A 19164-nucleotide genomic window follows, 5' to 3' on the forward strand; every position below is an offset into this window, starting at 1 on the left:
GACACGCGACCGTGACCACACTGCGCCCCTGTCGGTCCTGGCCGGACTGCTCAACGTCGCGGTGGAGAAGGGACGGCCTCGTGCACTTCGTCGGGCCGGTCAGCCGCGGCGGCGCCGGCGACCAGCCGCTGCCGCCGTGGTGGGGCGAGCTGTCCGCCGGCCGGCCGGTCGTCCACGTCACCCAGGGCACCATCGCCGACCGGGACCACTCGGCGCTGATCCGGCCGACGATCGACGCGCTGGCCGGCGACGACGTGCTGGTGGTGGTGAGCACCGGCGGCCGGCCCGCGGAGACGCTCGAGGGACCGCTGCCCGGCAACGTGCGGGTCGCCTCCTACCTGCCGTACGACCTCCTGCTGCCGCTGACCGACGTGATGGTGACCAACGGCGGCTACGGCGGGGTGCACCTCGCCCTCCGGCACGGCGTCCCGCTGGTCGTGGCCGGCACCACCGAGGACAAGATCGAGGTCACCGCCCGCGTCGCCTGGTCGGGTGTCGGCATCAACCTCAGGACGGACACCCCGACCTCGGACGCGGTCGGCACCGCCGTCCGCCAGGTCCTGACCCGACCGGACTATCGCAAGGCGGCGGAGCGCATCGGCGCGGAGATCCTCGCCGCGCCGGGGCTGGCCGGCCTGACGGCGCTCATCGCCGATCCCGCTGTGTGACGAGCCGGCGGCGCTGCCAGGCGAAGAAGGCGACCGCGGCCGCCCAGGTCCCCGCGAGCGGGAACAGGCTGAGCCAGCCGTACGTCCACAGCGTCGTGCGCACCTGGCTCTTCGCCCAGCGCATGCCCTGCGTGCGGCAACCGGCCGTCGTGGTGTCGAGCAGGTCGCACTGCGGTGCCGCCAGCCCGGCCGCGGGGGCGGCGCGCCGGCTGTCGTACCGCGTCACCGCGGTCGTGCGGATCGGCATGGTGTCGAGGTCGAGCAGCCAGGTCTGGAACGTGCGGAGCATGGCCGCATGCCCGCGCTCGTTCGGGTGCAGGCTGCTGTGCGACCAGTTCTTCGGGTTGAAGCGCTGCTCGGCGACCCCGGCGACCGACCGCACGCCGATGAAGTGGAGGCCCGGCCGCCCACCGTTGAGCTCGTCGCACAGTTGGAGGTGCGCGGTCTCCAGGGCCGACTCCATCTCCGCGAGATAGTAGAAGCCGAACTCCGCCGCCGTCTCCGCGAGGACCCGGTTCAGGCCGCCCGTCACGTACTCGTGCAGGAAGCGGCGCTCGCCGATGCTCAGCGCGACGTCGTCGCAGGTGCCGGTGAGATGGATCGGGTCCGGGTACGGGACGACCACGACCGGCGTACGCGGGAAGACGTCACTGATGTGCTGGTACGTGTCCCGCAGGGCGAGCTTGACCTGAGGCAGCGAGTCGGTCCAGAGGTGGGCCTGGTCGCCGCAGTTCCCCGGTGCCAGACACATCAGCCCGATCGTCGAGAAGCCGGCGTCGTTGCCGCCGAGGCTCACCACGACCATCGCCGGCGCGGACGAGGCGTCGCCGTAGTCCCGCGTGTGGAGGTCAAGCTGCGTCGCACCCTCGCCGGTAGGCGCCGCGGGCAATGGAGCCTCGGGTCGCACCGGCCGCGTGACGGACTGGACGTTCCACGTGCGCGCCCCCGAGCACGCGAGGAACTCCAGCCTCCCGAACGGCGGCTGCTGACCGGCCATCGCCGCCCAGGCCGAGGGCGAGCGCCGGCACTGGTTGTCGCCGCCGACGTCGGTGCCCTCGTAGTACCTCGACGCGCCCTCCCCCGACATGTACGAGTCGCCGATGGCCACGAGCAGCGAGGACGCCGCCCGGTCCGGTTCGAGCGCGGTCGGCAGTTCCTCCGGCGTGGGCGTCACACCCAGCAGCGCGATGACGCCGAGGACGAACGCGACGTCGGCCTGCGTGGTCGACACGAGCGCGACCGTCGACAGCGCGGCGACGACGATCACCCCGAGGAGCCAGGGCGAGCGCGTGTACGCGAACAGCACGCCGGCCGAGACCAGCAGGAGCGCGCCTCCGCCGAGACCCGTCCACAGTCGAAGCCGGCCACCGGACGCGCACAGCCGGCGGATGGCCACCTCGGACAGCAGCGCCACGCCCACAGGCAGCAGCGCGAAGAAGGCCAGGCCGAGGAAGGCGAGCTCCGCGTAGACCGCGAGGCCGCTGGATCTCCCGAGCAGGGCCAGGCCGGCGATCGCCAGCACGGCACCGGCGCCGGTGAAGGTCAGGCCCAGGGTGCGGCGCCTGCGCTCGGAGCGCATGCCCTGGCGCAGCCAGGTGATCGCGGACCCGGCCACGAAGTACACGACGACGGCACCGGCCAGCGCCACGCCGCGCACGGGCCAGAGCACGTACGACAGGATCATCGCGGCGCCGACCACCGCCAGCGCGAGCCCGATCTTCCACGGGACCAGCCACTGCCTGTCGTCGAGGCTGTCGAGGTACTGGCCCCGCACCCAGATCGTCGCGGCGATGACGAAGATCGTGAACAGCACCTGGATGGTCAGCGAGGACGACCCCGAGCCCGCCAGGGTCAGCAGGGCCGCCAGCGCGGCCGCGAAGACCAGCAGGCGCCGCACGGCGGCGCCGTCCACGTCGCTCATCTCTCCCGCTCCTCTGTCACTCACACAGCAGGAGACGGGAGCGGGGGTGCCTGATACCGCGTCGCGGTGCCAGGTCCGCCGGTCGGGTGACCGCCTAGACGAGCTCGGGCACCCGTAGGTGGGCCAGCGCGAGCTCGAACTCGGCGACCTCGACGATCTCGGCGTCCATCGTCCTGGCCGCCTTGGAGCGCAGCTCCGTCGATCGCTCACCGGCGGCGGCCAGCGCCTCCGGGCTGTCGAAGATCACGTTCGAGACCATGCGGCCGGATTCGAGGTTCAGCAGCAGGCTGGCGCTGCAGAATCCCGAGAAGTCCTCGAAGATCGGCAGGTTCGACGTGAAGATCTGCGTCGGCTGGTCCGAACGCGGCGTGCCGCGCAGATAGCTGACCCGCGCGTGCGCACCGGCGGGTGCGCGGTGGAGGCGATGCATGACCGCGACTTCCCACTCGTCGTTGGTGATGTCGGTGGCGCCGAAGGCGTCCATCATCCGCTGACGCAGCGGCGGCACCTGCTTCTCACTGGCCCGCATGGCCGCCTGAGTCTCCCAGGACGAGGTGGCCACACAACGGCCGCTGGCGCGGTCGACCAGCAGGGACAGGCCGACGCAGCCGTCGATGTCGAGCAGGTCGGTCATCAACTCACTGTCGAGAAACGCGGCGCCCCGATCGATCGACGACGGCTGGGCATTGATGGTGGAAGAACGCGCGAACATGGCTTCGCCCCTCGTGAGATGGTCGGAATGGGTGCCACAGGCTAATTTCCAGCTTCCTCCCGCCGCCGGCCCGACGAGCGCTATTGGCTCGACCACAACCGGCTCAGAACCTGACACCCACCTCACTGCGACGCACAGCTAAAGTCGGTGGCGATCGGCGCGCGTTGCTCGCCGGGCTGTTGACCGCGACCGTCTCGTCGTTGGGCATCGTCCTGCTCGTCGACGTCATCGCGGCCGTCGGGGCGGCCGAGCTCATCCCCGCGCTCGTCCCGGGCACCTGCCGCCCGCGACCCGGCTCGCCGACAGCCGCATCGAGCTGGTCGACCCCTACCTCGGGCTGCTGCTTCTCGGCACGGCGGCCGCAACCGCGCTCGGTGTCCGGGCGTCGCGGGGTGAGCGGGCACGCAGCGGGTAGCGTCGACGCATGTCGCTGGAGGCCATCGGAGCGTTGCGGGAGCCCGCGCGCCGCGCGGTCTACGAGTTCGTCGTGTCGCGCGCCGAGCCCGTGAGCCGCAACGAGGTCGCCGAGGGCGTAGGGATCGGGCGTACGCTCGCCGCCTTCCATCTCGACAAGCTCGCCGAGGCCGGGCGGGGCGGCCCGCCAAGCTCTACCGCCGCTCGCCCGCCGAGCACGCCGTGACGTTGCCGCCGCGCGACTACCGGCTCTTGGCCTCCACCACCTCGCGGAGCTCAACATCGCCCGGCTGCGGTCCCCTCTCGACAGTCCCGAGCTCGCCGATTTCGTCGCGCTGCTGCCCGAGGTCAACGGCCTGGCCGAGCGCACTCCCGGCTACGTCTGGCGGTTGCAGGACGAGTCCGGCGACGCGACCGCGCTGCGGCCCTTCGACCCGGACGTCATCGTGAACCTGACCGTGTGGGAGTCGGTCGAGTCGTTGCGCGCCTTCCTCTACCGGACCGCGCACCTTGAGCCGATGCGGCGACGCCGGGACTGGTTCGTCCCGCTCGGCGACCACCACCTCGTGCTGTGGTGGATCCCGGCCGGCACCCTGCCGACCATCGAGGAGGCCGCCGATCGGCTGGAGCTGCTGCGCCGCGGCGGCCCGTCGGCCGAGGCGTTCACCCTCCGCGAGCCGCACGCGAGCGCCCTCTAGAGCAGCTCCGCGTCGTGCACCAGCAGGGCCGCCTGCACCCGGTTGTTCAGGTCGAGCTTGGCCAGCAGCCGGGAGACGTGGCCCTTCACGGTCGGCACGCTCATCGACAGCTCGGCGCCGATCTCGGCGTTGGACCAGCCCCGGCCGAGCCCGACCGCGACCTCGCGCTCCCGGTCGGTGAGCGCCGCCAGCCTGGCCCGGGCGACGTCCCGGCGCGGTCCGGCGCTCGGGTCGGCGACGTGGTCGATCAGCTGGCGGATCACGGCCGGTGACAGCGTCGCCGAGCCGGCGGCGACCGTGCGGACCGCGGCGATGATCTCCAGGGGCGGGGTGTCCTTGAGCAGGAAGCCGCTGGCGCCGGCCCGCAGCGCGTCGAGCACGTGCTCGTCGGCGTTGAACGTGGTCAGCACGATCACGTGCGGCGGCGACGGCCGGGACCGCAACCGTTGCGTGGCGACCAGTCCGTCCACTTTGGGCATCCGGATGTCCATCAGCACGACGTCGGGCCAGTGCGCGTCGGCCATGACGTCGACCTCGGTGCCGTCCTTGGCCTCGGCGACCAGCTCGATGTCCGGTGAGCCACCCAGCAGGATCCGCAGCCCGATCCGCACGAGCGGGTCGTCGTCGACGATCGCGAGCCGGATGGGGCCGGGACGACGCGGTCTCACGTCCACGGCAGCCACGCCTCGAGCCGGAAGCCGGACGCGGACGGGCCGTGCTCGACGCGGCCGCCGACCAGCGCGACCCGCTCGCCGACGCCGATCAGACCCATCCCCGCACCGCCGCCCCGCACCACCGGGCCGGAATTCGTGATCCGGATCCGCAGGTCCGCCCCGGCCGCGCCGTCGAGCAGCACCTCCACCGGCTCGCCGGGAGCGTGCTTGCGGGCGTTGGTGAGGCCCTCCTGCACCACCCGGTAGACCGTGCGGCCCAGGACGACCGACGGCCCGGCCGCCGGCACCTGGCAGCGGTAGACGACGGTCATGCCGCTCGCGCGCACGCCGTCGACGAGCTCCGGCAGGTCGGCGAAGCCGGGCTGCGGGGGCTCCGGCCGGCCCGCCGCGCCCTCGCGCAGGACACCGATGACGGTACGCAGCTCCTGGAGGGCGTCGTGCACGCCCGCCCGGATCGCCCCGGCCGCGACCGCGATCTCGTCCGGACGGGCGTCGGCGCGCACCTCCAGGGCGCCGGCGTGCAGGCTGACCAGCGACAACCGGTGCGCGAGCACGTCGTGCATCTCCCGCGCGATGCGGGCGCGCTCGGTCAGCCGGGCCTGCTCGACCCGCAGCCGCTGGTCGGCCTCGACGCGCGCCGCGCGCTCCCGCAGCGACCCGACGAACAGACCCCATCCGATGGCCGCCGAGGCCGGGCCGGCACGGGCGACGAGGTCCACCCAGAGCGGGAAGCTCGGTCGGTCGTGCAGGACGAAGTACACGGGCACGACGGCGACGTACGCGGCCCCGAGCAGGAAGGCGACCCTGGCCGGGCGGCGGACGGCGATCGTGAACAGCGCGACGATGGCGGCGCCGGTGGCCAGCACCGACACCGTCGTCAGCGGGATCACCGCGGCGGCGACGGCGACCGGCCGACCCCTGCGGGCCAGCAGGCCGACGGCGGCGACGACACCGATCGCGACGTCGACCGGCCACGGCACGGCGGCACCCGGCCGGGTGGCGTCCCCGATCGAGACCATCAGGCCGCCGTACGCCAGCGCGCAGCCCATCGCGATCCCGTCGGCGAGCCGGTCCCGCCTCGCGGACCCGGGGCCGCCCGGCACGAGCAGCTCGAAGGGAAGACCGGACATGCGCCGAGCGTACGGGCCGGGAGTCGGCGCCGTCCCCCTACCAAAGTCGTGGGTCCGCCCGGTTCCTCTGTCCGATGTGCCCTGACCGCGGCCCGCCCATCCTCAGACGCATGAGTCCCTGGAAAGTCGCAGCGTTGTCGGCTCCCGTCGCCTGGGGCGTCGCCGCCGGCCTATGGACCCCGCGCGGACCGCTGACCCCGGCACAGGCCCTGTCGTCGATCGCGCTGAGCGCGGCGGCGGGCTGGATCGCCGCCCGGGCGAACCGGTCACGCTGGGCGATGCTCATCGCGCCGGCGACGTTCGTGGCGGCGCTCGAGCTGACCCGCGTCGGCGCCGTCGGCCCCTCCGTGGACGCACCCCACCTCAGCGCGTTCGGCCTGGTCGCGCTGGTCACCGGCCGCGGCGTGCACGGCCTGCTCTCGGTGCTGCCGATGATCGTCGGCACCGCGTACGCGACACCGTCCACCCGCCTGGGTCACCTCTGGCGCGCCGGCGTCGCGGTCCTGGCCGCCGCCGTCGCCGTGGCGGTCGCCATTCCCGGTCGCACCGCACCGATCCCGGGACCCGACGGCCGTCCGCTGCCCGGCAGCGTCGCGGAGCTCGTCATGGTCGACGCCGGCGACTACGAGCTGAGCGTGCTGATCCGTGGCCACGACGCGGCCGCGCCGGTGCTGCTGTTCGTGCCGGGATCGCCGGGCGGCATGGAGATGGGCTCCATGCGGCACCAGCTCGGCGCGCTCGAACGGCGGTTCGTGGTCGCCACCCTCGACCGGCGCGGTGGCGGCGGCTCCTACGGCGCGCTCGACGAGAGCCCGCCGGTGAGCGCGGAGACCGGCGTGGCCGACACGGTCGCCGTCACCGACTACCTGCGCGCCCGGTTCCACCAGGACCGGATCTTCCTGCTGGCGCACTCGGGCGGATCCCTTCTCGGTGCCCTGGCCGCGGCCCGTTACCCGGAGCGCTACCGCGCGTACATCGGCACGGGTCAGGCCGTGCACCTGCCGGAGACCGACCGCATCTTCTACGACGACGTCCTGGCCTGGGCGCGCGACACCCGGAACCAGCGGCTGGAGCGGCAACTGCTCGACCAGGGTCCACCGCCCTACCAGGACTTCTATTCGTACGAGCCGATCGTGGCCAACACCGCGTCGGCCTATCCCCACGGTGCCGCCGGCTCGATCGGGGTCGTCGACACGACCGAGTACCCGCTGCTGGCCCGCGCTCACACGATCAACTCCATGATGGACACCTGGCATCAGCAGTATCCCCGCATGCAGGGCGTCGACCTGCGCACGGACGTGCCGCGCCTGGCGGTGCCCGCGTACTTCGTCCAGGGCGCCCACGAGATGCGCGGCCTGGCTGAGCCGTTCGCCCAGTGGTACGCGCGGCTCGAGGCGCCCCGCAAACGACTGTTCGTCTTCGCCGAATCGGGCCACCGACCGATGTTCCAGGAGCCCGACCGTTTCGTCGACGCGATGGCCGAGATCGTCGCCGAGAGCTGAGCCCGGAGTCCCGTACACGGAACTCGAAAGGATGATGTGGGGTATTGCGGCCGGGTGCCATGGTGAAGTCACCCACCGAATGGAGGCGCCGTGAGCCGACCGCCGTTCACCTTTCTTGTCTCGGCCGGTCTGTTGGTTCTCACGGGATGGGTGGCGGTCGTCGCGTTCGGGCCGGAGTCGACCCGGCTGTGGACCGCCCTGGTGCTGGCGATCAGCGTCGCGCTGATGGCGGCCCAGGTCCGTCGCCTGCGCCAGGAGACCGGCCGGCCGGTGTCGGCACCACCCGCACTCGCGGCGGCCTATCTCGTCCCGTCGGCGCTTCCACCCGCGAAACCCCTGGTCGGCCGCAGGTCCCAGGTCGAGGAGCTCACGGCCCGGCTGCGCGAGGCGTCGGCGCACGGGCCGACCGTGATCCAGGCCTCGGGCCGCCCCGGGGTCGGCAAGACCGCGTTGGCGCTCGCTGTCGCCCACCGGGCCGCCGACGCGTTTCCCGACGGAAGGCTGTTCGCGTCCTGTGCCGATGGCGTCAACGGCGCACCCACCGCCACGGTGCCGCAGATTCTCGAAGGGTTCATCGACGCCCTCCAAGGACCCGGGGAAACCATTACCGGCAGTTTGAAAGAGCGAATCGGCCAGTTTCGCGCGATCACGCGTACGCGTAAACGGATATTGATCGTTCTCGACGATGTGAGCGACCCGGAAATGGTCGCGCCGTTGTTGCCCTCGTGCACCGGAAGCGCGGTCATCATCACGACGCGGCTCGACGACCCTCTGGTCGCCCTGCACCGGCACGTCACGGTGGACCCGCTCGACGAGCAGGACTCCACGGAGCTGCTGCGGTCCTTGATCGGCGCCGAACGGGTGCTCGGCGAGCAGACGGCGGCGCACGAGATCGTCAAGCGCACGAACGGCTCGCCGCTGGCCCTGCACCTCGCCGCCGGCTCGTTGGGCCGCCGCCGGGACTGGACGCTGAGCGCGAGCGTCCGGACGATGCGGGAGGCGCAGGGCGGCGACGCCGACCAGCACACGCTGGACCTGAGCTTCGCCCTGCTCACCGAGCGCGAACGCCAGGCGGTCCGGCACCTGGGGACGCTGCCCAGCCGGTTCGACCCGTGGATGCTCTCCGAGCTGCTCGACGACACCGACGAGCGCGGCGCCTGGCAGATGTGCGAGCGGCTGGTGCACGCCCGCCTGCTCGAACAGATCTCCGACGACCCGTCCGGGGTCGCGAGCTACCGGATCCTCGACCACGTCCACGACTACGCCCGCGGGCGCGGAGGTGACGAGGCGTCGGTCCGGGCGGCCCAGCGCCGGCTCCGGGACAAGCAGGAGGAGCGCAGCCGGCGCGACATCGCGCGAATCCTGCGTGAGGACGTCTACCAGCGGTTCGACCTCGGCGAGCTGTCACACGCGCTCAACCACGCGCGTGCGGCGCTGGCGCTGGCTCGGGAGAACCTCGTGCGGTCGAACCTGGAGGACACGCTGGACCTCGGCCGGCGCCAGGAGCGGGCCGCACGAGCCCGGGGCATGGAGGCGCTGGCCCTCGCCGCGCTGGCGGAGGCCCTCGCCGAGCTCGGCGGTGTCACCGACGCCGCCGACCTCGCCGAGAAGGCGATCGCGTCCGGGTCCCGCGCGGCCGAGGCACGTGGTCGACGCTCGCTGGGCCGGGTCCAACGCCGGCAGCACCATTTCGACGCGGCTATGACCACGTTGGAGGCTGCCCTCGCGCTGGCCGTCGCCGAGGACGACCACGCGGAGGCGACCCGGACCCGCCGCGAACTGGCGCTGACGCACGGGTTCCGCGGTGACACAGGTGCCGCGCTGGAGGGCGTCGACCACGCGCTCGAGGAGGTCGCCCGCCGCGCGGAGCTCGAGCATCTGCGGGCCAGCCTGCTGTGGGCGCGCGGTGACGTGCTGATCCGGGCCTTCGACGCCAGCCACGACGGCGACCTGCTCGCCGAGGCCAGCGACTCCCTCAAGCGCGGGGCGGCCGCCGGCGACGAGCTCGGCCAGCAGCTGTGGCTCGCGTGGATCGACTACGAGCACACCCGGGTGGCCCGACGGCGCGGACAGTTCGACCACGCACGCCGCTTCGGCTATCGGGCCATCACCAGCTTCACGCAGATGAGACACCGCTACGGCACCGCGCGGTGCCGGCTCGAGGTCGGCCGGTCGTACCACGACCAGGGTGAGTCGCAGCTCGCGCTGCTCACGATCGAGGAGGCGCGCCAGACGTTCTCGACCTGCGGCGACCGCTGGATCGAGGCCCACGCGGCCCTGTCGCTCGCACTGGTGCACCAGAGCCTGCGTCGTCACCTCGACGCCCGACGGGAAGCGCGACGCGCGTCCGCGCTCTTCCGCGAGGTCGGTGACAGCCAAGGTGCCGCCGCTGCCGACTCGCTGGCGGCCGACCTGGCCGGCGGTGGAGCCGGGGCGCCATGACCGGCAACCGTGACGTCGTGCGCCGCTGGTTCCGGCGGAACCGCATCCGGGCCGCGGCGGCGTTCACCGGCCTGGCGGGCTTCGGCGGGGTCGTCGCCGGCTCCGACGACATCACGCCAAAGATCATCTGCTTCGGCATCGTCGTCGGCCTCGCCGCGTCCGTGCCGGTCGTGCTCCTCGAGCCGACCCTCCGGGCACTGAACGCCAACCGTCCCCGCCCGGCCGACGAGCCGGCCGGCCCGGTCGAGAACGTCCCGCCGCCCGACGACGTGCGCCCACTGCCGCGGGCCAGACGGACCGTGCCGGAACCCCTGAGCACGTTCCGCGGCCGCGAGCGCGAGCTCGCCACGCTGGTCGACCTGCACGACCGCGAACGCTCCCGCCGCCAGGAGGACAAGCAGACCCTCGGCGCGGTCATCATCCCGATCTGGGGTAAGCCCGGCGTCGGGAAGAGCGCGCTGGCGCAGGAGCTGTCGCGCCGCCTGGCCGACCGCTATCCCGACGGCGTCTACTACCTCAACTTCGGCACGGCGGGCGGCGCGCGGCCTCCCGCGGAGATCCTCCAGGCGTTCCTGCTGGAGCTCGGTGCCGACAAGGAGCGCATCCCGCCGGACGCCCCCGAACGGGCCAGCCTGTTCCGGTCCATGACCGCCCAGACGCGCTGCCTGTTCGTCTTCGACGCCGCCCGGTACCCGGACCAGGTCCTGTCGGTCCTGCCGACCGAGCCGGGGTGCGCGGTGATCATCACCAGCCGGCGCCACCTCGACCTCGCGGTCGACGCCACCGACGGGCTCGACGCTCCGCTGGCCGAGCCGCCCATCGACGAGGCCCTCGACATCCTGTCGGCCGTCTCCGACGTGAGCTGGGAGCAGGAGCCGGAGCAGGCGGTCGAGGTGGTCGAGCTCTGCGGGCGACTACCCAGCGCCATCCGGTCCGCCGGCGAGCGGGCCGCACTCGACGGCACCGACCTGCGCCACGTCGCGGACCTGCTGCGGCCGAGGGACAGCCGGCTCGAGTGGCTGGACCGGGCGGGCCGGGGCGTGCGCGAGCGCATCCAGTCGGAGTTCCGGCGGCTCACGGAGCCCGAGCAGCACGCGCTCTGCCTGCTCACCCTCGTCGACTCGCCCACGTTCGTGCCCTGGGTGCTGCGACCCCTGCTCAACGTGTCCCAGACGGAAGCCCAGAACCTCGTGGCCGCCCTGGGTGCGGCCCAGCTCCTCGACAGCGCGGGCACCGACACCCCGTCCGGGCTGGCCCGCTACCAGTTCAACCCGTTGATCCGCCTGTTCGCGGAGAAGCACCTGCCGTCGACGGGCCTGTCCACCCAGCAGGTCGCCGCCGCGGACGCCCGCCTGGTCGACGCCTACCTCGAGCTCGTCGACCTCGTCCTCGGCGCGATCGACGACCGCTACACCTCCAGACGCGAGCCGCACTGGTCGCCCGGCGAGTCGATCGCCAAACGGATCGGTGCCCTTCCCGACCACGGGGTACGCGCGGCGCACGCCGTGCTCGCCCGGGCGGTCCCGATCGCGAACGGCCTCGGCGACCACGGCATCGCCTGGCGCATCGCGGCCTCGTTGCGGGGGTGCGTCTCCGAGACCGCGCGGGTCGTGCCGCCGGAGAGGCTGTACGACTGCGCCCTGCGCTCGGCGAAGGCCGACGACGACGAGACCGGCGAGCTGGACGTCAAGCTCGCCGAGGCGGCGCACCTGACCGCGCTCGAACGCTACGACGCGGCCTTTCGCAGGCTCCACGACGTCATCACCGCCGTCGCGCCGGACGCCGGCCCTCGGCTGCGCGGCCGGCGGGCACGCGCCCACCGGCAGAAGGGTGAGGCGCTGCTCCAGCTCGGCGCGTACCACGACGCGGTCCTGGCCGTCACGGAGGCGCTCAGCCTGGCCGGCGAGGCCGGTGACAGCCAGGAGGAACAGCTGGCCCGCCTCCTGCTGGCCGAGAACCACCGCGTGCCCAGCCCGTATCCGACCTACGACGACATGCTGGAAGGCAGGCTCAGCGACGCGGTCCACTTCCGCGGCCTGCTCGGGCTCTCCGAGGCCGCGCGGAGGCGCCGCCGCTGGGCCAGCGCGGCCGACTACCTCGGGTCCGCGCAGCGCCTCGTCGCCGGCGACGTCCGCAAATCCGCCGCGGTCGACTACCGGCTGGCCCGCCTCTACATCGGCAAGTGGCAGCACGAGCACCCGGAGGCGACGCTCCCGCTGGCCGAGCCGCTGATCGAGCCCACCACGGGTCCCGAGCCTCGCCTGGCGATCCAGCACGCGGCGCAGGCCGCCCACGCCTTCCGCCTCATGTCGAACCCCGTCGGGGCGATCCGGGCCCGCGCACAGGTCATCCGTGGCCTCACCACCGCCGGGCACCTCATCTCGGCCGAGCAGCTCTGCCACACGCTCTGGACGACCATCACCACCGAGCCGGCCGTCACCGCCACGGTCCGCGACCCCATCCTGGCCCGGTACGCCCGAGCCCACGGCGAGCTGCTCCTGCGCCTCGGCGACCTCGACGCGGCGTGGCGGATCCTGTCGCACGCGGCCACCCTCTACGCCGCGAACGACGACTGGGCCTCCCACCGGGAGATCTGGGGCGTCCTCACGACGGCCCAGCGGACGATCGGCTATCCCCGCAACCGCCCGCCCAGCCACGTCGAGCGCGCGCTGGAGGACGCCGTCGCGCGGGCCGGCAGGCGGGAAGCCGCCATGGTCGTGCACGTGCCGACCCAGCCGAACGGCAGCAGGGAACGCACCCCCCACCGCGACTAGGCCCTCATTACTGGTTCGTGACACTCCCGGGATGGCTTCCGGACAGGGCCCTGGCAGCATCGTGCCACCGTCGGGATCCCGCAGCCTTGCTCGATCCTGCTACCGTGCCGCCGTTCGTCAGGGAAAGGGCATGCGATGGATCGTTCGACCGAGGCACCGACAGTTGTGTTCAGCCGGATCCCAGCAGCCCCACCCGCCCCGCCGCGCAAGCGCCGGCGCCGCACCGGGTTGCTGATCAGCCTCCTGCTGACCCTCGCGGTCGTGCTCGGCGCCGGTCTCTATGCCGTGGCGCCCCTGCGGCATCCGCTGCCCGCCCCGACGGTCGAGCTGGCCCTGCCCGCGTCGCTGACGATCCCCGGCAGGACGCCGAAGCTGCCCTGGCCGAAGTCGGGCCAAGGGGTGATCGCCGTCAGTGGGCTCGGCACGCTCGGCTCGTTCGGCGGCGACAAACCGGTCCCGATCGCGAGCGTGACGAAGGTGATGACCGCCTACGTCATCCTCGCCGAGCATCCCCTGAAGGCCGGCGAACAGGGTCCGACGTTGACCGTGAGCGCCGAGCAGGCCGCGGCGTACCCGAGCGAACGGGCTCGTGGTGAGTCGCTCGTCGAGGTCGAGGCCGGCGAGGAGATCTCGGAGCGCCAGGCCCTGCAGGCCGTCCTGCTGCCGTCGGCGAACAACATGGCCCGGATCCTCGCCGCCTGGGACTCGGGCACGGTCGACGCGTTCGTCGACAAGATGAACGCGACCGCTGAGGAGCTGGGCATGTCCGACACGCACTACACCGACCCGTCCGGACTCGACCCGGACACCGTCAGCACCGCCAAGGACCAGGTCATCCTGGCCACCAAGGCGATGGCGCTGCCGGCCTTCGCGGAGATCGTCAAGCAGAAGACCGCCGTCATCCCGGTCGCCGGCGAGGTCAAGAACTACAACGAGCTCGTCGGGCACAACGGCGTCGTGGGCATCAAGACAGGCTCCACCGACGAGGCGCTCGGCTGTCTCGTGTTCGCGGCCGTGGTCACGGTCGCCGGCCGCAGGCTGACCGTCGTCGGCGCGGTGCTGGGCCAGCCCGGCGCCCAGACTCCGGAGCAGCTGGACCGGGTGTTCGCCGTGACCCGCACCGTGCTGCGGTCGACCACGAAGGCCCTCGCGCCGCACACGCTGGTCGAGGCCGGCCACGACGTCGCCACCGTCCGGGGGCCGCTCGGCACCGGGACCACCCTGCGTACCGCCGAGAAGCTCGAGGTGGTCGGCTGGCCCGGACTGAAGGTCAAGGTCGACGCCCAACTGCCGGCCGTGCCGGCGCAGATCGCCGCCGGCACGTCACACGGCCAGCTCAGCATCCGGGCCGGCACCGCGAAACCGACCAGAACGGCGCTGCGCACCAGCAGCGACCTGGTGCCGCCGAGCGTCTGGCAGCGCATCCGGCACCACCAGTGACGGCTACGCCAGCTCGTTGCCCGGGACGAGGCCGTAGCCGTCGGGCACGTCGGCCGGGTCGGCGCCCGTGGTGACGATGGTGTTGGTGTCGTCGACGAAGACCACCCGGGGCGCGAAGTCGCGTGCCTCGGCGTCCGGCAGCCACGCGTACGCGACCAGGATGACCTTGTCGCCGGGGCTGATCAGGCGGGCGGCCGCTCCGTTGATGCCGATGACGCCGGAGTCGCGGGGGCCTTGGATCACGTAGGTGGTCAACCGTGACCCGTTGTCGATGTCGAGCACGTCGACGCGCTCGCCCGGGAGGAGATCAGCGGCTTCCATCAGGTCCGCGCTGATCGTGACCGAGCCGACATAGTGCAGGTCGGCCTGCGTCACCGTCGCACGGTGGATCTTGGACTTCATCATCGACCTGAACACCGCGGCGGACCCTCCCTTGATCACTACAACGTACGAACGCTGAATGCTCCGGCATGATTTCCGGCCACCGACGACGGCCCACGGGGCAGTGACCTAGACCACCGCCCCTCGATCGGGCGACGACCCGTATCAATCGATCGAACTCCTCCTCCGCAGTTCGGGACCCATCGGGGATCCCGACGAGGAGGGGGAGAACGTGCGACGACGCATCATGACGCTGTTGACGGTGCTGGCCGTCGTGACCGGGCTGTTCGTGGTGGTGAGCCCACCCGCCAGCGCCGCTCCGCTGGTCAACGCGAAGGTCACGGTTAACCGGATCAGGGCGATATCGAGTGACGACGAGGGCCTCTGCGGCCGGGTGGACTGGTACGTCAAGGTCTCGATCAACGGGGTCTGGTTCAACAACGAGGACACCGAGGACCAGGACGACCGCGAGGGCATCGGCGATATCTCGCCCGACTGGGAGTTCTCCGTGCCGAACCTCGACGTGGCGACCCTCCCCCAGCGGGACGGTGCGGCGTTCCTGCCCGTCGTCGTCGAGGCCTGGGACGAGGACGGCGGGTTCTGCCTCGACGACAACCAGTACGACGTCTCACCGACCGGTGCCACCGCCCTGCTCGCCGACGTGCGGGTAGCACCCTGCGAGGCGTCCGTCGAGGGGGAGGCACCGATCGCCTGCGGCACGCCGATCGTGCGCTCCGGCAACGGCGACGACCGCGCGGAGCTCACCGTCACGATCGCCGTCGACCCGCCGGCCAGCGCGCCGGGGCTCCGCATCGCCTGCGCCCACACGCCCGCGTGGCCACAGCCTGGCCAGACCGTGACGATCACCGCGACGGCGCTCGACGGCTCGCTCATGCCGACGGTCGTGCCGACCTCGCTGGAGATCTGGCTGAGCCCGACCGACCAGCAGACGCGGTCGGGGGTGGGCAGCTTCAGCCGGACGCTCACGGCGGCCGGGCCGAGCTTCACCTACGGGTGTCGGCTCAGCGTGGGCGCGACGACCATCTTCTCCGGCTGGCGGCGCACGACGGTCGGTGACCCGACACCGAACTTCACGTTCCCGAAGCCCGCGGTGCCGATCCTCTACACCGGCGGTCAGGGCAGCCGGATCGACGTCGTGCTGATCGCGGACCGCGACACGTACACGGGTCCGGGTCCGATCGGCCTCAACCCGATGTTCCAGGCCGACATCTCGACGGTGATCGACACGGGGGTGTTCAGGTTCGACCCGTTCCTGACCAACCAGGACCTGTTCAACTTCTGGCTGTTGCCGGACAACTCCGGCAGGGCGGTCGACTTCGCCAGCGACGACGACCACGACCTGCCGGTGCTGTGGGACGAGATCTTCGCCTTCGCCGATGTCGGCGTGATCCTGCACCGCAAGGGGGCGCAGCGCGACTTCGGGATGCCCGACGACCACATCGCCTCCGTCAACCTCGTGCGGGCCGACGCGATGGGCGGTGTCCGGCACGAGATGGGGCACGTCCCGTTCGGGCTCGCCGACGAGTACTGCTGCGACGCGGCCTACTTCTACAACGAGGTCGCGCCGAACGTCTACGAGGACCTGGCCGGCGACGAAGGCTGCGACGCGGACGCGCCCAACCTCGGCCGGGTGCGCGACGCCTGCCGCGCGCTCGAGGAGGACGGCGACGTCTGGTTCACGTCCGAGCCGGGCGACCTGACGACCGGCCTCATGAACGACGACGTCATGAACGACAACGGTCCACCGAACGCGGCCGACATCCGGCGGTTCAACCTGATCTTCGGCGACTGCCGCATCGCGAAGTGCTGAGAGGAGAGACAGCGATGGTACGCAAGATCCTGCTCGCGGCGGCCGCCGGAATCCTGCTGGTCGGCGTGGCCGGCGGCGCGTTCGCCGACCCGACTCCCCCGCCGGACCCGGCGACGATCCCCGTGCCCGCCTTCGACTACGACGCGGACCCCGCCAAGGCGCTCGTCGCCCGCGTGCGGTTCGACAGCCGCACCCAGGCGCACGTCCTGTCGACCACGGTCAGCACCCAGCGCGCCCGTGGCCACTCGGGCGAACCACCGATCCTGCGCCTGCGACTGACCGATGTGGACGGCAACGAGCTCGACCGCATCAACGCCTGGAGTCCACTGTGGCGGCTCGACGGTGGACCGGGTGGCAGCAAGGGCGTCCGGCCCAGCGGCACCGGCAACTTCATCGTGCCGTTCAGCCCATCGCTGGCCGCGATGACCGTGACCGACGTACGCCTGGACCAACAGGTCGTGACCGTTGACCTGGCCGCACCGATCCGGGCGTTCTGCGCGGACAACCCGGCCGACCCCGACTGCCGTGAGAGCGACCTGGCGGTGACCGCGGTCGAGCCGTCGGCCCCGCTGTTCGGGGTGCTCGGGCAGCCGATCACGGTGACCGTGGCGAGCACCGTGTCCAACCTCGGCCCGGACGGGCCGAGTGACGCCCGCGTGCGCCGCGAGGTGTCGGCGGGCGGCGGCCTCACCATCGCCGACGCCGCACCGGTCACCACCGACGTGCCGGTCGCGGTCGGCACACCGCAGCGGCTGACCCGGACGTACACGGTCACCTGCACGCAGCCCGGCACGGCCACCCTGACCGCGACCACCCGGGTGGCGCCGAAGCTGCCCTCGGTCGTCGACGCGTCCCCCGCGAACGACGTGCGGTCCGCGACGCTCCCCGTGACCTGCGCGGTGCCGGCGACCGTCAACATCAAGCCGGGCAGCGCCGACAACGTGGTCAACCTCAACCCCGGCGTGCTCCCGGTCGGCGTGCTGACCACCACGGCCGGCCAGTACGGCAACCCGGTGGCGATCGACGCGACGACCATCGACTGGTCGACGCTGCGGCTCGGCTCGCCGTCCCGGATCCTGGACGGCCTCGGCGCGCGCGAGAAGCACGGCCGCATCCACGCCGAGAACGTGGAGGAGCCGGACGACCGCACCCGTGACGTAGACACGGACGCGATGCTCCACTTCGACCCGTTGAGCGACGCCTTCCAGGTGGGTGACACCTCCGGCTGCGTCTACGGGCGCCTGCGGGTCGCCGGTGCCATGGTGGCGTTCTACGGCTGCGACCGCGTGGTGGTCCGGCCGTAACCCGAACAGGTCGCGGCGTGCCGCTCTCGGCGGTGCGCCGCGACCTTCGCCATCCCATCAAACGGATTTGATGTAATGTCGGGGTCGTGACGCGTTCGTCGCCCGCGTTTCTCCGCCTCGCCGGGCATCCGGTCCGGTGGCGGCTGCTGTCCGCGCTCGCGGGCAGCGACCTGCGCGTTCGTGAGCTCGTCCGGCTTGTCGAAGAGCCGCAGAACCTGGTCTCCTACCATCTGCGGCTGCTGCGCGACGGCGGTCTCGTGACCGCGACCCGCAGCACGATGGACGCCCGCGACAGCTACTACCACCTCGACCTCGACCGTTGCGGCCTGGGCTTGGCCGACACCGGCGGCGCGTTGCACCCGGCGCTGCGGCACCGGCCGGTCGACGACAGCTCCGGCCCGTTTCCCCACGTCGCGGTCCTGTTCGCGTGCACGGGCAACAGCGCGCGGTCGCCCATCGCGGAGGCGCTGCTGCGGGCGGCCACCGGCGGTCAGGTCGAGGTTGCCAGCGCCGGCAGCCGCCCGAGACCCGAGACGCACGCCGAGGCGGTGCGCGTGCTCCGCGACGACTACGACCTCGACATCGCCGGCCGGCGTCCCCGCCACCTCGACACGGTCACCGCGCGGCGGTTCGACCTCGTCGTCACGCTGTGCGACAAGGCCCGTGAGGCGTGCCCGGAGTTCGCGGGCCACCCACGCCGGATCCACTGGAGCATCGCCGAGCCGACGACCCCCGAAGCGTTCGCGAGCACGGCGCGTGACATCCACGTTCGGGTCAACCACCTCGTGTCCGTCCTGAAAAGCCTCCGAGAAGGGCAATCCCCATGACGACCGATGACCGCTACGCGAGCGTCCGCTACCTCGTCGACGACGTCCAGGCGTCGGTCGACTTCTACGTCGACCATCTGGGATTCCAGCTCAACACCAACGCGGTGCCGGCGTTCGCCGACGTCGTGCGCGGACGCCTGCGGCTGCTGCTGTCCGGGCCGGCCAGCTCCGGCGCCAAGGCGACGCCCGACGACGTGACCGCACCCGGCTACAACCGCGTCAACCTGACCGTCGACGACCTCGACGCCGAGGTCCAGCGGTTGCGCGAGCGCGACGTCATCTTCCGCAGCGACGTCGTCTCGGGCCCGGGCGGCCGCCAGGTCCTGATCGCCGACCCGGCCGGCAACCTGGTCGAGCTCTTCGAACCCCGGACCTGACCCGCCACCGTCCGTTTCGGGAGGCCTGCCGTTTCGGCTGATGTCGGGCGCGCGGCGCGAGGCCGCCTA

At 72.3% G+C, this 19164-nt stretch carries 16 protein-coding genes; 11 read left to right on the plus strand and 5 right to left on the minus strand.

The window, feature by feature from the left end; all coding sequences use genetic code 11:
• Window positions 1-80 precede the first annotated feature (80 nt).
• Window positions 81-668 (plus strand): nucleotide disphospho-sugar-binding domain-containing protein, encoded by a 588-nt coding sequence (locus tag AB0J88_RS36980; RefSeq protein ID WP_364359643.1) that lies wholly within the window; start codon window positions 81-83, stop codon window positions 666-668.
• On the opposite strand, the gene AB0J88_RS36985 is transcribed toward AB0J88_RS36980, so the two are convergent.
• Together AB0J88_RS36985 and AB0J88_RS36990 are read right to left on the minus strand one after the other, a co-directional pair.
• On the minus strand, window positions 646-2589 hold the full coding sequence (locus AB0J88_RS36985; RefSeq protein WP_364359646.1) for a GDSL-type esterase/lipase family protein: 1944 nt from the start codon (window positions 2587-2589) through the stop codon (window positions 646-648). The genes AB0J88_RS36980 and AB0J88_RS36985 overlap by 23 nt on opposite strands.
• Before the next feature lie 94 nt (window positions 2590-2683).
• Window positions 2684-3223 carry a hypothetical protein gene (locus AB0J88_RS36990; protein WP_364359649.1) on the minus strand — a complete coding sequence of 180 codons (540 nt, stop codon included), beginning with the start codon at window positions 3221-3223 and terminating at the stop codon, window positions 2684-2686.
• A gap of 502 nt (window positions 3224-3725) precedes the next feature.
• Between AB0J88_RS36990 and AB0J88_RS36995 the strand changes: the two genes are divergently transcribed.
• Both AB0J88_RS36995 and AB0J88_RS37000 read left to right on the plus strand, forming a co-directional pair.
• Window positions 3726-3941 carry a helix-turn-helix domain-containing protein gene (locus AB0J88_RS36995; RefSeq protein WP_364359652.1) on the plus strand — a complete coding sequence of 72 codons (216 nt, stop codon included), beginning with the start codon at window positions 3726-3728 and terminating at the stop codon, window positions 3939-3941.
• Window positions 3865-4413, plus strand: a complete 549-nt coding sequence (locus tag AB0J88_RS37000; protein ID WP_364359781.1) for a DUF3291 domain-containing protein — start codon at window positions 3865-3867, stop codon at window positions 4411-4413. The genes AB0J88_RS36995 and AB0J88_RS37000 overlap by 77 nt, the downstream gene beginning before the upstream one ends.
• On the opposite strand, the gene AB0J88_RS37005 is transcribed toward AB0J88_RS37000, so the two are convergent.
• Window positions 4410-5087: a response regulator transcription factor gene (locus tag AB0J88_RS37005; RefSeq protein ID WP_364359655.1), complete on the minus strand. Its 678-nt coding sequence runs from the start codon at window positions 5085-5087 to the stop codon at window positions 4410-4412. The two genes, AB0J88_RS37000 and AB0J88_RS37005, sit on opposite strands and share 4 nt — an antisense overlap.
• A complete protein-coding gene (locus AB0J88_RS37010; protein WP_364359658.1) occupies window positions 5078-6217 on the minus strand; it encodes a histidine kinase in 1140 nt (379 codons plus the stop codon). The genes AB0J88_RS37005 and AB0J88_RS37010 overlap by 10 nt, the downstream gene beginning before the upstream one ends.
• A 110-nt stretch (window positions 6218-6327) precedes the next feature.
• On the opposite strand from AB0J88_RS37010, the gene AB0J88_RS37015 reads away from it, so the two are divergent.
• From AB0J88_RS37015 to AB0J88_RS37030, 4 genes are all read left to right on the plus strand, one after another.
• On the plus strand, window positions 6328-7719 hold the full coding sequence (locus tag AB0J88_RS37015; RefSeq protein WP_364359661.1) for an alpha/beta hydrolase: 1392 nt from the start codon (window positions 6328-6330) through the stop codon (window positions 7717-7719).
• Window positions 7720-7809: 90 nt separating this feature from the next.
• Window positions 7810-10161 (plus strand): NB-ARC domain-containing protein, encoded by a 2352-nt coding sequence (locus AB0J88_RS37020; RefSeq protein WP_364359664.1) that lies wholly within the window; start codon window positions 7810-7812, stop codon window positions 10159-10161.
• The gene (locus AB0J88_RS37025; protein ID WP_364359667.1) at window positions 10158-12935 is read left to right on the plus strand and encodes an NB-ARC domain-containing protein; all 2778 of its coding nucleotides are present in this window, start codon (window positions 10158-10160) and stop codon (window positions 12933-12935) included. The genes AB0J88_RS37020 and AB0J88_RS37025 overlap by 4 nt, the downstream gene beginning before the upstream one ends.
• A 135-nt stretch (window positions 12936-13070) precedes the next feature.
• Window positions 13071-14375 carry a D-alanyl-D-alanine carboxypeptidase gene (locus AB0J88_RS37030; protein WP_364359670.1) on the plus strand — a complete coding sequence of 435 codons (1305 nt, stop codon included), beginning with the start codon at window positions 13071-13073 and terminating at the stop codon, window positions 14373-14375.
• A gap of 3 nt (window positions 14376-14378) precedes the next feature.
• Here AB0J88_RS37030 and panD read toward each other — a convergent pair whose 3' ends face one another.
• Window positions 14379-14792: an aspartate 1-decarboxylase gene (panD, locus tag AB0J88_RS37035; RefSeq protein WP_364359673.1), complete on the minus strand. Its 414-nt coding sequence runs from the start codon at window positions 14790-14792 to the stop codon at window positions 14379-14381.
• A gap of 196 nt (window positions 14793-14988) precedes the next feature.
• Here panD and AB0J88_RS37040 point away from each other — a divergent pair, with 196 nt between their 5' ends.
• The 4 genes from AB0J88_RS37040 to AB0J88_RS37055 all read left to right on the plus strand — a co-directional run bounded on the left by AB0J88_RS37040 (window position 14989) and on the right by AB0J88_RS37055 (window position 19095).
• Complete coding sequence (locus AB0J88_RS37040; RefSeq protein ID WP_364359676.1) at window positions 14989-16587, plus strand: hypothetical protein; 1599 nt, start codon at window positions 14989-14991, stop codon at window positions 16585-16587.
• Window positions 16588-16601: 14 nt separating this feature from the next.
• Entirely contained in the window at window positions 16602-17891 is a 1290-nt protein-coding gene (locus AB0J88_RS37045; RefSeq protein WP_364359679.1) for a hypothetical protein, read from the plus strand.
• An 86-nt stretch (window positions 17892-17977) separates the two neighbouring features.
• Window positions 17978-18718, plus strand: coding sequence for an ArsR family transcriptional regulator (locus AB0J88_RS37050; protein WP_364359681.1), 741 nt, complete (start codon window positions 17978-17980; stop codon window positions 18716-18718).
• A complete protein-coding gene (locus AB0J88_RS37055) occupies window positions 18715-19095 on the plus strand; it encodes a VOC family protein (protein ID WP_364359684.1) in 381 nt (126 codons plus the stop codon). The genes AB0J88_RS37050 and AB0J88_RS37055 overlap by 4 nt, the downstream gene beginning before the upstream one ends.
• Window positions 19096-19164: the final 69 nt, after the last annotated feature.

It is taken from the genome of Asanoa sp. NPDC049475 (assembly GCF_040676915.1).
Classification (GTDB): Bacteria; Actinomycetota; Actinomycetes; order Mycobacteriales; family Micromonosporaceae; genus Asanoa.

Bases quoted from the DNA above. Each gene is read 5' to 3' on its own strand.
- AB0J88_RS36985 (WP_364359646.1), bottom strand. From the start codon at position 2,589: ATGAGCGACGTGGACGGCGCCGCCGTGCGGCGCCTGCTGGTCTTCGCG.
- AB0J88_RS37055 (WP_364359684.1), top strand. From the start codon at position 18,715: ATGACGACCGATGACCGCTACGCGAGCGTCCGCTACCTCGTCGACGAC.
- AB0J88_RS37025 (WP_364359667.1), top strand. From the start codon at position 10,158: ATGACCGGCAACCGTGACGTCGTGCGCCGCTGGTTCCGGCGGAACCGC.
- AB0J88_RS37045 (WP_364359679.1), top strand. From the start codon at position 16,602: ATGGTACGCAAGATCCTGCTCGCGGCGGCCGCCGGAATCCTGCTGGTC.
- AB0J88_RS36990 (WP_364359649.1), bottom strand. From the start codon at position 3,223: ATGACCGACCTGCTCGACATCGACGGCTGCGTCGGCCTGTCCCTGCTG.
- AB0J88_RS37010 (WP_364359658.1), bottom strand. From the start codon at position 6,217: ATGTCCGGTCTTCCCTTCGAGCTGCTCGTGCCGGGCGGCCCCGGGTCC.
- AB0J88_RS37030 (WP_364359670.1), top strand. From the start codon at position 13,071: ATGGATCGTTCGACCGAGGCACCGACAGTTGTGTTCAGCCGGATCCCA.
- AB0J88_RS36995 (WP_364359652.1), top strand. From the start codon at position 3,726: ATGTCGCTGGAGGCCATCGGAGCGTTGCGGGAGCCCGCGCGCCGCGCG.
- AB0J88_RS37015 (WP_364359661.1), top strand. From the start codon at position 6,328: ATGAGTCCCTGGAAAGTCGCAGCGTTGTCGGCTCCCGTCGCCTGGGGC.